This window comes from Gordonia sp. AC31 (genome assembly GCF_031844505.1).
Taxonomy (GTDB): Bacteria; Actinomycetota; Actinomycetes; order Mycobacteriales; family Mycobacteriaceae; genus Gordonia; species Gordonia hongkongensis.
The window spans coordinates 208,581-223,099 of record NZ_JAUZVK010000005.1 but is presented as its reverse complement, the minus strand read 5'-3'; the positions used below and the strand labels follow the sequence as shown (position 1 = coordinate 223,099).

Below are 14,519 nucleotides of genomic sequence, written 5' to 3'. Positions count from 1 at the left end.
TCACCCATCACATATATGTCCAGCCACGGTCGCGCACTGGAGGTAAAAGACGTGCACAGAACCTTGTGTTCGCGACTCGAATGGTTGACAACGTGGGTGGGGTCACACAATAATGTGACGCAGCGTTCGCTAACCACGAACTTGTGGTTACGAGATGCGGAAGCGGGCCGAGGACTCGGCCGCTCGCTCATGACCAACTGGAAGGACGCCGGACATGACCGCCTGGCCGATCTCGAATGAGACCTCGAAACTGTTCCCCCTGTACTCCCGCGCCAACGTCGGCGAGATCTTCCCGGACCCGATCACCCCGTTGAACGCGTCCCTCGGGTTCCAGCACACGCTGGAACCCGGATGGCGCGACGCGTTCGTGGCGTGCGGCGTCTGGGACGACGACCTCTACGACGACGCAGTGGCCTTCAACATCCTCCCGGCCTTCGGCAGCTACCTCTACATCAACATGTCGTTGATGCGGCTGTTCGGCGTGCGCGTTCCCGGTATGAGCGCCGAGGCCGTCGATCTGCAGTACTTCGGGGACATGCCCGGCATCCCGAGTTACGAGAGCGAGAAGCGCGACTTCGACGAGAACGCCGAGTACGAGGCGAAAGCCGGTGCCTGGCTCAACGAGCAGGTGCTCGGCGCGACCGACCTGGCCGCATACGACGTCGATCGCGACGAGGTCGACGAGATCCGCCGCACGCGACCGGACCTGACACAGCTGTCGGACGGCGAACTCGTCGAGCGGATGAACTCGTTCGAGACCCTGCTTCGTCGGCTCTTCAAGCACCACATCGAGGCCAGCCTGAAGTGCGGTGTCGGACTCGGTGCCATCGCGCAGCTGGCGGAGGCGGTTGGCAAACCGGAACAGGCACTCACCCTGGTGGCCGGCCTGGGCAACGTCGACTCCGCAGGCCCCTCGCTGCGGATGTGGGAACTGAGCCGTCAGGCTCAGCATCCCGATGTCGCAGCCCTATTCGATGCCGGCACCAAGGGGCTCTACGCCAAGCTCAAGGCCTCGGAGTCGCAGGCGGTCGGCGCCTTCACCGCGCAGTTGGATGCGTTCCTCGCCGACTGGGACTTCCGTGGACCTGCTGAGTGGGAGATCCGCGCGATCACATGGGGCGTCGACCCCGACCTCGCCCTCGCGACGATCGAGACGATGCGCGACGTTCCGGATGAGGAAGCGCCAGAGGCCAAGTCGGCACAGCGGTCCGCGCAGCGTGACGCCGCCGCGGCGGCGATCCGGGAGATTCTCGCCGGCGACGCCGAGACCGTAGGCCACTTCGAGGCAGTGCTGAACGCGTCGGCACTGTGGATGCGCGGCCGCGAACGTGGTCGCACGACAGCGGCGATGCTGATTCACGAATTGCGCCTGCCCGCACTGGAACTCGGCCGTCGCTTCGCGGACCGGGGTGCGATTGACGCGCCACGTCAGATCTTCATGCTCTTCGCCGACGAGCTGGCGAGTTTCCTCGACGACCCGGCGTCGTACCGCGACACCCTCGTCGAACGCGAAAAGGGGTACCTGGACCTGTTCGACCGCACCCCGCCGTTCGTCGTCGACGGCACCCCGCCGCCGGTCTCGGAGTGGCCGCTGCGGTCGGAGTCCAACGTTTTCGCAGCCTCCGCCGGCGACACCATCACCGGTGTCCCCGCGTGTGGAGGTGTCGCGCGCGGAAGGGCGCGGGTGCTGACCGAGGCCGCCGACCCGTCGGCCCTCGAGCCCGGCGACATTCTCATCGCGCCGATCACCGATCCGTCGTGGACGCCGCTGTTCGTCACCGCGGCGGCGGTCGTCGTGGACGTGGGCGCTCCCTTCTCGCATGCCGCGATCGTGAGCCGCGAACTCGGCATCCCGTGCGTCGTGTCGGCCACCGAGGCAACACGGCGCATCACCGACGGCGCGACCGTCGAGGTCGACGGCACCGCAGGCACCGTCACTCTCCTCTGAGGTTCCTCCTCGGAATTCGACTCGGCCGGCCCCGAGAGGGCCCAACCCCTCGGGGCCGGCCGCTCCATTCGGCGCACCCGCCGCGATCGCCCGACTTGCTTCGCCGTGGGCATCGTGCCGGTCGGTCCCGCGCCGACCATCTCCATGTTAAGACGCCGAACCCGGCGTCGGTCTGCGCGTCAACGAAGGAGTCCGATGCACGCCTCTGACATCTGTCCCACCTGGCTCGACACCGTGCTCACCACGACCGGTACCAAAGACGGCACGGTGGCGATCACCGACGTCGCCACCAGCCCCATCGGTACCGGCCAGGTCGCCGACAGCATCCGGACGACGGTCAGCTACGCCGCACCCACGTCCGCCCCGTCGTCGTTCGTCATCAAGGTCACCTCCGACAAGGAGCAGAGCCGTGCGGCCGGCCGGAGTGAACTGAACTACCTGCGCGAGGTGCGCTTCTATCAGGAGATCGCGCCGAACCTGCAGGTCCGCGTCCCGCGCTGCTTTCACGGTGAGATCGACTCCAACAACACCGAATTCGCGCTCGTACTCGAAGACCTGACCCCGGCTCGGCCCGGGAACCAGCTCGCCGGGTGCACCGTCGGCGAGGTGCGGCTCGCGGTCGAGCAGGCTGCGGGCATCCACGGACCGTACTGGGGATCGGCGCAACTCGCCGGCACGTCGTGGCTCGACATCTCCGACACCTACTGGGCCCGCTTCACCGAGATGATGCCCGAGTGGTGGGCCGGATTCGTCGCCCGGTACCGAAACCGGTTGTCCGCGGCCGACATCGAACTCGGAACGGCCTTTACCGAGCGTATCGCCGATTACTACTCCGCACTGCGTACGATGCCGTTCACGATTCAGCACGGTGACTACCGGCCGGACAATGTCCTCTTCGATGCGGCAGGTGGCGACGTGCCCCTCGCGGTTCTCGATTGGCAGACGGTGATCTTCGCGCCCGGCGTCGTCGATGTCGCCTACTTCATCGGCGGCGCGCTGGATCCGGCGACCCGCCGGGAATCCGAAAGCGAGTTGCTCGCGCACTACCACCGATGCCTCGTCGAACACGGCGTCACGGATTACTCACTGACCGAACTGATGCGGGACTATCCGGTCGGCACCTTCCAGAACCTGGTGATCGGCGTCGCCGCCGCCATGCTCGTCGCGCGATCCGATCGGGGTGACGACCTCTTCACGGCCATGGTGACCAACTCGCTGGCGCATGCCCGCGACCACGATGCGCTCGCGCGGATCATCGCGCTGAGCGAGCAAGGAGCAGTGCATGTCTGACACGGTCACGCACGAGCATCGACCGCCGACCGGCACACCCGCAATCGGTACCGAACGACTGGGGTTCTATACGCTCGGCGGGCACGTCGCCGACCCACGGGACATGCTGGGAGAACTCGAGCACGCCGAGCGTCTCGGTCTCGGGCAGGCATTCATCTCCGAGCGGCTCAACGTGAAAGAGGCGTGTGCCCTGTCCGGGGCTGCCGGCGCCGCGACCGACCGCATCGGGATCACCACGGCGGCAACCAACATCAACACCCGCCACCCGGCGATCACTGCGGCCTTCGCGACCACCATGCATCGCCTCACCCGTGGTCGCTTCACCCTCGGCGTCGGTCGGGGCCTGCGTCCCCAGATCGCGGGTCTCGGCCTCTCGCACACGACCACCGCGCAACTCGAAGAGTTCGCTCATCTGATGCGTCGACTGTGGCGTGGTCAGACCGTGACCGATTATGACGGGGCGCTGGGCAGGTTCCCGGCGATCAAACTCGACCCCACCTTCGACGAGGACATCAGGCTGGCCACCACGGCGTTCGGGCCCGAGACCCTCGCCATGGCCGGCCGCGCCTACGACCTCGTCGTGCTGCACACCTTCTTCTCCGACGAGACCACGGCCAGAGTCGTACGTACCGTCAAGGAGGCCGCGGCTGCGGCCGGACGTGACCCCGACTCGGTCGAGGTGTGGTCGTGCTATGCCACCGTCACCGATGAACTCGACGAACAGGTCATCCTGAAGAAGACCGTCGGCCGGATCGCCACCTACCTCCAGGTCTACGGGGACCTGCTGGTGTCCACCAACAGGTGGGATGTGGCCGCGCTGACCAGGTTCCGGGATTCCGAGGTGGTGCGCGAGCTACCGGGATGGGCCGATGCAGTCGGGGACACCGCGACCTTCGAGCGCCTTCGCGACGTGATCCCCGCCGAGTGGCTCGACTGCGCGGCCATGGGGACGCCGCGGCACTGCGCCGAGAAGGTCCGTGCCCAGTTCGACCTGGGTGTCGACGGCGTGATCATGCACGGTGCGACCCCCACCGAGCTCGACAGCACTGTCACCGAATTCGTCGCTCTCGGCAGTTGACCGATGAGCACCCACCAGAAAGTCATCACATGAGCACTGGCGCAGTACGACTCGTCGAACGCTACGTCTACGAACTGTACAACGACGAGCAGATCGACCTGGTCGACGAGATCTGCGGCGACCCGATGACGCGCCATGGGGCGGGCAGCATCCGGTCACTCAGTCGACGCGAGCAACGAGAGCGCATCGTCGCCGACCTCGCCGAGCATCAACCGAAGTTCACCGTGGTCACGCTCGTCGGCGACGAGACCTACGCATCTCTCACGTGGAATGCCGAACGACTCACGACGGGTGAGCGCCTCTGTGGCATCGAAATTTTCAAAGTTCACGACGGGGTCATCACCGATGTGTGGAATCCCGACTACCTCGAAGGGTCCTGGTCATGACGCTGACGACACCGAAGCTGATCGACACCACCGACGACATCACTGCACCCTGGCTGGAGGAGGTCCTCGGCCACGCCGGGCACGACACGTCTATTGCGTCCATCGCGATCGAGCCGATCGGCGCGGGCAACGTCAGCGACACGGTACGCGTGAGCATCGCCTATGCCAGGCAATGTCCCGGAGCGCCGTCCGCGGTCGTGATCAAGCTGCGGCCCCGCGACCCCGATGTACACGCGCACGGATTGCGCAGTGGCGCATACCACCGGGAGATCGGCGCGTACGTCGACATCTCGGCGCGGAACGCCTGCCGAATCCCGCTGAAGTACTGGGTGGCGGGAGACGAGACCACGATCAATCTGGTGATGGAGGACCTCAGCACGAGTGCCGTTGCGGGAAACCAGGTTCAGGGCGCGACCGTCGAGGACGCGACGGCGGTGCTGACCGAACTCGCCAATGTGCACTCGGAGTTCCATCCGATGGACACCGCCACCGCGCCGGCATGGATGATCCGGCTGAGCGATGTCTGCGACTACTGGTCCGACGCCGCCGAACGCGGGGCGGGTGAGGCGTTGACCCGGTTCGCCGACGACCTTCCCAACGATCATCTCGAGGCGATCCGGCGGGCGATCGAGCTCGTCCGGGTGTGGCACCTGCTCCCGCAAGAGCACCTCACCTTCACCCACGGTGACCCCCGCGTGGACAACGTGCTGTTCGAGTCAGTCGGAGACGTCCGACGCGCGGTCTTGATCGACTGGCAGGTCACCGGACTCCGCAACCCCATGTACGACGTCGGTTACTTCATGTCCGGCAGCGTCGACGTCGCAGATCGGCGAGCGCACGAACGTCGGCTGATCACCCACTACGCGGAGACCTTCGCGAAAAAGTCCGCCGGTTACGACGAGGCCACCGCGTTGCGGGACTACCGTGTGCAACTGCTCAGTGGCCTCTACATCACTCTCGCCGCGATCGACGTACTACCCGACAACGAGACGGTCAACACCCTCATTCTCGCGTTGCTGCGCCGAAACTGCGCCGCGGTGGTCGATTGGGACTCGGTGGCACAGGTTCGTGCTCACGCGGGGGACACCGCTTAGCCGCGTTGCGCCGCGGTCCGCAGGACCCGGACGCACGACACGACATGCCCGCCCCGGCCTCCGCGGTACCCACCGCGACATCGCCCCGAGCGTGGTGCGAACACGGCATCGCCGAGTCCGAATCGCACGGTTTCGGCCACGTTCCGACGCGCCGTACTCGCGCGTAGCGATTTGACTCGTAAGAATCACAGCGTCGAACCACCCCGCGCGTCCCGGATCGCCACTGAGCTGGGCCGCTGCGCTGTACCGTACCTGCGGACCTTCAACCGCACGACGACGACGTGAATGGAGCCGGTGTTGTTTTCTCGTATCGCCATCGTGAACCGAGGTGAGGCCGCGATGCGGCTCATCCACGCCGTTCGGGGCCTCTCGGAAGAGACCGGGCAACCCATCGAGGTCATCGCGCTGCACACCGACGTGGATCGCAATGCCACGTTCGTACGTGAGGCGGACGTCGCATACGACCTCGGGCCTGCCGCGTCGCGTCCGTACCTGAACATGAAGGTGCTCGAGCACGCCCTGCTGGAGACCGGTGCCGACGCGGCATGGGTCGGTTGGGGCTTCGTGGCCGAGGATCCGCTGTTCGCCGAACTCTGCGACCGCATCGGCGTCACCTTCGTCGGGCCGTCGGCCGAGGCGATGCGCAAACTGGGCGACAAGATCGGCGCCAAGCTCATCGCCGAAGAAGTTGGCGTCCCGGTGGCGGCGTGGAGCCGAGGCGGTGTGGACACCCTCGACGAAGCCGTGGCCGCGGCAGCCCAGATCGGCTACCCGCTGATGCTGAAGGCCACCGCCGGCGGTGGTGGCCGCGGCATCCGCAAGGTCACCAGCGATGCCGATCTCCGTGACGCCTACACCCGCACCCGCGAGGAGGCCGAGCGCGCCTTCGGCAGTGGCGTGGTGTTCCTGGAACGACTCGTCACCGGTGCGCGCCACGTCGAGGTCCAGGTCATCGCCGACGGCCAGGGCACCGCGTGGGCCTTGGGCGTCCGCGACTGCTCGGTTCAGCGGCGCAACCAGAAGATCATCGAGGAATCGGCGTCGCCGGTCCTGCCCGCCGATCGGGTCGCCGAGCTCAAGGCGTCGGCCGAGCGGCTCGCCGTGGCCGTGGGATACCGCGGCGCGGCCACCGTCGAGTTCCTCTACCACCCGGGCGAGAACCTGCTCGCGTTCCTCGAGGTCAACACCCGCCTGCAGGTGGAACACCCCATCACCGAGGCGACGACCGGCTTCGACCTGGTCCGTGCCCAGCTGCACGTGGCGTCGGGCGGCCGCCTCGAGGGTGAGCCCCCGGTCGAGCGCGGGCATGCCATCGAAGCCCGCCTCAACGCCGAGGATCCCGACCGCGACTTCGCCCCCGCGCCCGGCCGTATCGACCTGCTCGAGCTGCCCGCCGGCCCCGGTATCCGCGTCGACACCGGCGTCAGCGAGGGCGACACCATCCCCGCCGATTTCGACTCGATGATCGCCAAGATCATCGCCTACGGACGGAACCGCGACGAGGCCCTCGGCCGCCTCCGCCGGGCCATGCGCGAGACCCGCGTGATCATCGCCGGCGGCGCGACCAACAAGAGCTTCGTGCTGGAGCTGCTCGCGCAGCCGCAGGTCATCGACGGCAGCGCGGACACCGGCTGGATCGACCGCGTGCGTGCCGAGGGCGGCCTCGTCGCCAACCGGCACTCGGCGATCGCGCTGATCGCCGCCGCCATCGACGCGTACGAGGAAGAGGAACTCGTCGAGCGGCAGCGGCTGATGTCGACGGCCTCCGGCGGTCGTCCGCAGGTGCAGCACGACAGCGGCCGTCCACTCGATCTGAAGCTGCGCGGCGTCGCGTATCGCGTCCGGGTCGGGGCCATCGGCGCGCATCGTTTCCGCGTGACCATCGAGGCGCCGGGCGAGATCCGGACCGCCGATGTCGACCTCGAACGCTTCGACGAGCACGCCGCGCAGCTCGTGGTCAACCGGGTGCGCTACCGCCTGCTCACCGACACCCACGGACCGATCCACCTCGTCGACGTGGACGGCGTCACCCACCGCGTCAGCCGAGACGAGGGCGGTGTGGTGCGCTCGCCCGCGCCGGCGCTCGTCGTCGCGACGCCGCTGCAGGCCGGCGACGAGGTCGACGCGGGTGCCCCCATCCTCGTACTGGAGAGCATGAAGATGGAGACCGTCCTGCGCGCGCCGGTGCGGTCGCGCGTCAAGGAGTGCGCGGTGTCGGTCGGCACCCAGGTGGAGACGGGCGCGACCCTGATGCGCCTCGAACCGCTCGCCGACGACGAGGACGACGCCGTCGAGGAGGTGGCCGCCGACGCCGTCGACCTGGAGCTGCCTGCCGAGCTCGAGGTCGATCCCACCGAACGCACCACCCGTAGTCAGGAAGACCTCCGCAGCCAGCTGCTCGGCTTCGACGTCGACCCGAACCACCGGATGCGCCTGCTCGACGAGTACCTCGCCGTCCGGCGCGCCGCATTCGACAGCGGCCGTCGTCCGCTGGCCGACGAGCTCGAACTGGTGACGGTGTTCGCCGACCTGGCCGAGCTGAGCCAGAACCGGCCGTCGAGTCATGAGGTCGGTGTCGAGCACGTGCACAGCGCACGCGAGAACTTCCACACCTACCTGCAGAGTCTCGACGTCGAACGCGACGGCCTGCCCGCGGCGTTCCACGACCAGCTGAGCCGCGCGCTCAGCCACTACGGCGTGACCGACCTCGAGCGCACCCCGGAGCTCGAGGCCGCGGTGTTCCGGATCTTCCTCGCGCTGCAGAACCCGAACGACTCGGCCGCGGTGATCAGCTCGCTGCTCCTTGAATGGCTCGACGAGCCGACCCCGCGCGACGAACTGCGCGACGCGGTGGGCACGGCCCTCGACCGCCTCGTCGCCGCCACCCAGGTCCGCTTCCCGGCCGTCGCCGACCTCGCCCGCGGCGTCATCTACGCCTGGTACGGCCAGCCGCTGCTGCTGCGCGACCGCGCCCGCGTCTACAGCAATGTGCGCAAGCAGCTCAAGTACCTCGACGAGAACCCCGACGCCGCCGACCGCACGAGCCGCATCGACGACATGGTGCGCAGCACCGAACCGCTCGTCCGGCTTCTCGGTCAGCGCATCGAGCGGCACGCCGACAACACGGTGATGCTCGAGGTTCTGACCCGGCGTTACTACGGCAACCGCGGCCTCGCCGACATCCGGATCCGGGAGGCCGGCGGGGCGACGTTCGTGGTCGCCCAGCGAGATGCCGGTGACATCGCTTCGGCCGCAGTCGGTTTCGACGCCCTGCCGGCGACGATCGGCGGACTCGCCGAACTCGCCCGCGACACCGCCGCGGTCGATGCCGACATCTACCTGGCGTGGGAGCAGCAACCCGACGACTTCGACGTGCTCGCCGGGACACTGCACGACATCGTCGCCACCAGTTCGCTTCCGCCGCAGGTGCACCGCGTCACCATCACGGTCGCCGGCAGCGCCGATGCGCGGATGCATCACCACGTGACCTTCCGGCCGTCGGCGACGGGTATGGCCGAGGAACGCCTGATCCGCGGACTGCACCCCTACATCGCACAGCGCATGCAGATGGAACGGCTCCGCAAGTTCGACCTCACCCGACTGCCGTCGTCGGACGACGAAGAGGTCTACCTCTTCCGTTGTGTCGCACGGGAGAACGCGTCGGATCGCCGTCTCGTCGCCTTCGCGCAGGTCCGCGACCTGACCGCACTGCGCGACCAGGACGGCCGCCTGCTGACGCTGCCGACCGCCGAAGCCGCACTCGCGTCGTGCGTCGACTCCATCCGGCGCGCGCAGCGCGGCTCCACCAACCTGTCCAGCGCCAACCGGATCATCATGTACGTGTGGCCGCCGATCGACGTCGACGCCGACGTCCTCGACGCGATCGCCGACCACATCCGCGGCACGACACAGGGAGTCGGGCTCGAAGAGGTCCAGCTCATCGCGCGGCGCCGCGACCGCGACACCGGCGAGCTGAGCAAGGTTTCGGTCCACTTCTCGGTCAACCCCACCGGCGGGTTCGACGTCCGGGTCGTCGACCCGACCGACGAGCCGATCGAACCGGTCGACGAGTACCGCCAGAAGGTGCTGCGGGCAGCGAAGCGCAACACCGTCTACCCGTACGAATTGGCCGCCATCCTGGGCGATTTCACCGAGTACGACCTCGACGCCGAGCAGCGTCTGGTGCCGGTCGACCGGGCCAAGGGCCGCAATTCGGCGGCGATCGTCGCCGGTGTGGTCACCACACCGACCGAGAAGTACCCGCGCGGCGTCACCCGCGTGGTCTTGCTCGGCGACCCGACGAAATCGCTGGGCGCGCTGGCGGAACCGGAGTGCAGCCGGCTGGTCGCGGCGCTCGACCTCGCCGAGCAGATGCAGGTCCCGCTCGAGTGGTACGCACTGTCGTCGGGCGCGCGGATCTCCATGGATTCCGGCACGGAGAACATGGACTGGATCGCCCGGGCGCTGAAGCGCATCGTCGAGTTCACGCAGGCCGGCGGTGAGATCAACATCGTCGTGGCCGGCATCAACGTGGGCGGGCAGCCGTACTGGAACGCCGAGGCGACGATGCTCATGCACACCAAGGGCATCCTCGTGATGACACCGGAGTCGGCCATGGTGCTCACCGGCAAGCAGTCGCTGGACTTCTCCGGCGGTGTGTCGGCGGAGGACAACTTCGGCATCGGCGGTTACGACCGCGTCATGGGCCCCAACGGCCAGGCGCAGTACTGGGCGCCGAATCTCGGTGCCGCACGGGATCTTCTGATGGCTCACTACGAGCACACCTACGTGGCGTCGGGCGAGCAGACCCCGCGTCGCGCGATCACGAGCGACCCGGTGGACCGCGACATCTCCGACTACCCGCACGTCCTGGCGGGCAGCGACTTCACCACGGTCGGACAGATCTTCTCGGCGGCCACCAATCCGGACCGCAAGAAGCCGTTCGACATCCGCACGGTGATCCGCGCCGTCGCCGACCAGGACCACCCGGTGCTGGAGCGCTGGGCGGGGATGGCCGACGCGGAGACCGCGGTCGTGTGCGATCTGCACATGGGCGGAATCCCGGTGTGCCTGTTGGGTATCGAGTCGAGGGAGGTGCCGCGCCGGGGATACACCCCCACGGACGGTCCCGACACCTACACGGCCGGCACGCTGTTCCCGCAGTCGTCGAAGAAGGCGGCGCGCGCGATCAACGTGGCCAGCGGAAACCGACCGCTCGTGGTGTTGGCGAACCTGTCCGGTTTCGACGGATCGCCCGAATCGTTGCGCAAGCTGCAACTCGAGTACGGCGCGGAGATCGGCCGCGCAATCGTGAACTTCGAGGGTCCCATCGTGTTCTGCGTGATCTCGCGCTACCACGGTGGAGCGTTCGTGGTGTTCTCGAAGGCGTTGAACCCCAACATGACCGTGCTCGCGATCGACGGTTCGTTCGCGTCGGTCCTCGGCGGTGCCCCCGCGGCGGCAGTGGTGTTCGCCGGCGACGTGGCCAAGCGGGTGAGTGCCGACGCGCGGGTGCGTGAGCTCGAAGCCGAGACCGCCCAGGCCACCGGCCCGGACCGCTCACGGCTCAACGCCGAGCTGGCCGATCTGCGTCAGTCGGTGCGCGCGGAGAAGATCAGCGAGATCGCTGCGGAGTTCGACGCGGTGCACAGCATCCGCCGCGCCGTCGAGGTCGGCTCGGTCGACGCGGTCATCCAGGCCGAGGAGCTCCGGCCCCAGATCATCGGCGCGATCGAGAAGTCGCCGGCGTGGGGTCGGCAGGACTCGCAGGTGGCCAGCTCCTAGAAGTCCTTTGCTTCCTGAGGTGCGCGAATGCCGCGCACCTCAGGAAGCGGGATCACCCGCGCTCGGCGATCTCCTTGATCGCGGCGAGAGTGGCCGGGATGCCCGACAGTGCTGCGTCGCGACGCTGCTCGAGTTGGGCGTCGGCGTCGTCGCCGAACCGTTGCGCGAACAGCTCGAAACCGGCCGGTTGAACGGCCCAGGACTCGGTCAGCGTCGTCCCGTCGTCGTCGGGTTCGATCGTGTACGACCACCGCACGGCGTCGCCGTTGACCATCCAGGCGAACTCGACGGGCTCCTGTGCGGCGACCACCCGCGACTGGGTCTCCCACACCCGCTCGGGTGTCTCGTTGCGGCCGAAGAACCACGCGCCCACCTCCGGTCCGGTCGCGGGCTCCTTCCACCAGCACGCCTTGCAGATCGGGCTCCACTCGCCGGTGCGAGCGATGTCGGTCACCAGATCCCAGACCTGCTGCGGCGTGGCGTCGATGTGGATGGACTCGGAACGGGTGAATCGAGCACTGCGGTCGATGTCGCTGGTCGTCATGGGCCCTTCCTGCGGTCGCGTACCGACCATCCTAGGGAGGGCGCCGCTCAGGGCGCGATGGTCCGGTACCGGGACGGGCTGACCCCGAAGGTCCGGCTGAACGCACGACTGAAGTGCGACGGGTCGCGGAACCCGACCTGTGCGCAGATGTCGGCGACGCCCAGATCGCTCTGGACGAGCAGGTTACGGGCCCGGTCGAGCCGCCGGGCGTAGAGCCACGCCCGAGGTGTGGTGCCGGTCGTGCTGAACAGCTTGTGGACGTAGCGCACCGACATCCCGAGCTCTGCGGCCACCAGTGCGATGGTGTGGTCAGGATCGTGGAGGTGATCGGCCATCGCGTTCTGGACCGCGCGGAGGTCGGCGGCGTGTATCCGGTCGGTCGCGGTGCGAGGTGAGACCTGCTCGGTCATCGCGCCGGCGACCATGTCGAGGACCGCGCTCGCCACCGTGCTCGACGACGGCACGGAGACGCCCTGGACCTGGGCCGCGACATCGACCAGGAAGTTCGACACCAGCCGTCCGATGCCCGAGTCGACCGCGATCGCGCGGCCCGTCGCGTCGTCGACGACGTCGTGGGTTGCCCGCGCGATGAGCTGTTCCCGCGGGGCGCGCACGACGATCTGCTCGAACTCGGTTGCGCCACTGACGACGAAAGGTGCAGTGGCGTCGATGATCCCGAAGGCGCCGTGTTCCAGCAATCCGGTGCGCTCACCCTGTGAGATCGTCGCGGCCCCCTGGGTGATGAGGCACAGCAGATAGTCGTCGGCCGGATCGGATTCGATCATCGCCGGCGTGCGCACGACGGTGTGCGGATCGGCGCGGACCACGCTGACCGACAGGGCGCCGACGGGTCGGGCGACGATCTGTGCGGTGAACGGGCGTCGGTCCTGGGGCCAGTCGATGTCCATCTCGCAGAAGGTGGCGTCGAGGGCCTCGGCCCACCGCACCCGGCCCTCGGCACTCGCAAGCTCGCGGGTGCTCAGTTCCACGGATCCGGCGGTGCGCGCGGAGTCATCCATCGGTGCATTCGCAGTCATTCTCTCCCACCACCTCCACCCATAGTGTTCCAGATCACAAGATATCGCCGACGTGGCCGGCGGCATGACCGAACGAGCCGGCCCCAGACAACAGATATCCGGAACGACAACGGAGAGTCACATGACCGCAGTACAGCCCTCCTACGAGGTCACCCCCAAGTTCGTCGAAGAGATCACGATGGCCGAACTCGAGGCGGATCCGTACCCGTTCTACGAGCGGCTCCGGAAGGAGGCGCCGGTGGCGTTCGTGCCCTCCCTCGGGATGTACATCCTCTCGACCCGCGAGCTGTGCATGCAGATCGCGAAGGATTCGGACAACTGGCCTGCGGTGATCTCCCCGGCGGGCGGGCGCACCTTCGGTCACGGAGCGCTGCTCAACACGAACGGTCCCGAGCATCGCGATCTCCGCGACATGGTCGAGCCGCATCTGCAGCCGTCGGCCGTCGACAACTACATCGACGACCTGGTCCGGCCGTACGCTCGCGAACTGCTCGAACGGATCGAGGACAACGGCTCGGCCGACATCGTCGCCGAATACTGCGAACCGGTCAGTGTCCGGGCACTCGGCGATCTGCTCGGCCTGGGTGACGTGAGCACCGACAAGCTGCGGGAGTGGTTCCACAAGCTCAGCGTCTCGTTCACGAATTCCGCGATGACCTCCGACGGCGAGTTCGCCAACCCGGACGGCTTCGTCCCCGGTGACGAGGCGAAGGCCGAGATCATCGCGCATGTCGACCCCAAGATCGACGAGTGGATCGTCAACCCCGATCACAGCGCGATCTCGCACTGGCTGCACGACGGGATGCCCGAGGGGCAGACGCGCAGCCGTGATGTCATCTACCCCAACCTCTACGTGTTCTTGCTCGGAGCGATGCAGGAGCCGGGTCATGCGATGGCCACCACGCTCGCCGGCCTGTTCAGCCGGCCGGACCAGCTGGAGCGGGTGGTCGACGACCCGGGCCTCATCCCGCGGGCGGTGGGCGAGGGCATGCGGTGGGTCGCACCGATCTGGTCGGCGGCCGTAAAGATCGCCACCGACGAGGTCGTGGTCGGCGGGGTGACGATCCCGCAGAACTCCTTGGTGATGCTCTCCTACGGTTCGGCGAATCAGGACGAGAACGCCTACGACGCCCCGACCGCCTACGACCTCGACCGCGCGGTGATCCCGAACATGACCTTCGGCGGCGGTGTCCATGCCTGTGCGGGAACCTACTTCGCCAACAACGTGATCAGGATCGCGCTCGAGGAACTCCTGGAGACGATCCCCAACATCGAGCGCGACACCGACCACGAGGTCAACTTCTGGGGCTGGGGCTTCCGTGGCCCCAAGGAGCTCCACATCCAGTGGGAGGTCTGAG

Annotated in this window: 9 protein-coding genes; 7 read left to right on the top strand and 2 right to left on the bottom strand. The window is 67.7% G+C overall.

The window, feature by feature from the left end:
- Positions 1–214: 214 nt before the first annotated feature.
- The 6 genes from Q9R39_RS08570 to Q9R39_RS08545 all read left to right on the top strand — a co-directional run bounded on the left by Q9R39_RS08570 (position 215) and on the right by Q9R39_RS08545 (position 11,580).
- The gene (locus Q9R39_RS08570) at positions 215–1,948 is read left to right on the top strand and encodes a PEP-utilizing enzyme (protein ID WP_311277335.1); all 1,734 of its coding nucleotides are present in this window, start codon (positions 215–217) and stop codon (positions 1,946–1,948) included.
- Positions 1,949–2,143: 195 nt separating this feature from the next.
- Positions 2,144–3,238: a phosphotransferase gene (locus tag Q9R39_RS08565; RefSeq protein ID WP_058249696.1), complete on the top strand. Its 1,095-nt coding sequence runs from the start codon at positions 2,144–2,146 to the stop codon at positions 3,236–3,238.
- On the top strand, positions 3,231–4,316 hold the full coding sequence (locus tag Q9R39_RS08560) for a TIGR03857 family LLM class F420-dependent oxidoreductase (RefSeq protein WP_311277334.1): 1,086 nt from the start codon (positions 3,231–3,233) through the stop codon (positions 4,314–4,316). Before Q9R39_RS08565 ends, Q9R39_RS08560 begins: the two co-directional genes overlap by 8 nt.
- 29 nt (positions 4,317–4,345) lie before the next feature.
- Complete coding sequence (locus tag Q9R39_RS08555; protein WP_058249698.1) at positions 4,346–4,702, top strand: hypothetical protein; 357 nt, start codon at positions 4,346–4,348, stop codon at positions 4,700–4,702.
- Entirely contained in the window at positions 4,699–5,796 is a 1,098-nt protein-coding gene (locus Q9R39_RS08550) for a phosphotransferase (protein WP_058249699.1), read from the top strand. The genes Q9R39_RS08555 and Q9R39_RS08550 overlap by 4 nt, the downstream gene beginning before the upstream one ends.
- A gap of 285 nt (positions 5,797–6,081) precedes the next feature.
- Positions 6,082–11,580, top strand: a complete 5,499-nt coding sequence (locus Q9R39_RS08545) for a carboxyl transferase domain-containing protein (protein ID WP_058249700.1) — start codon at positions 6,082–6,084, stop codon at positions 11,578–11,580.
- A 52-nt stretch (positions 11,581–11,632) separates the two neighbouring features.
- On the opposite strand, the gene Q9R39_RS08540 is transcribed toward Q9R39_RS08545, so the two are convergent.
- Both Q9R39_RS08540 and Q9R39_RS08535 read right to left on the bottom strand, forming a co-directional pair.
- Positions 11,633–12,124, bottom strand: coding sequence for an SRPBCC family protein (locus Q9R39_RS08540; RefSeq protein ID WP_058249701.1), 492 nt, complete (start codon positions 12,122–12,124; stop codon positions 11,633–11,635).
- 47 nt (positions 12,125–12,171) lie between these two features.
- Positions 12,172–13,161 carry an AraC family transcriptional regulator gene (locus Q9R39_RS08535; protein WP_058249702.1) on the bottom strand — a complete coding sequence of 330 codons (990 nt, stop codon included), beginning with the start codon at positions 13,159–13,161 and terminating at the stop codon, positions 12,172–12,174.
- A 121-nt stretch (positions 13,162–13,282) separates the two neighbouring features.
- Here Q9R39_RS08535 and Q9R39_RS08530 point away from each other — a divergent pair, with 121 nt between their 5' ends.
- Entirely contained in the window at positions 13,283–14,518 is a 1,236-nt protein-coding gene (locus Q9R39_RS08530) for a cytochrome P450 (RefSeq protein WP_058249703.1), read from the top strand.
- The last annotated feature ends 1 nt before the right edge of the window (position 14,519 follow it).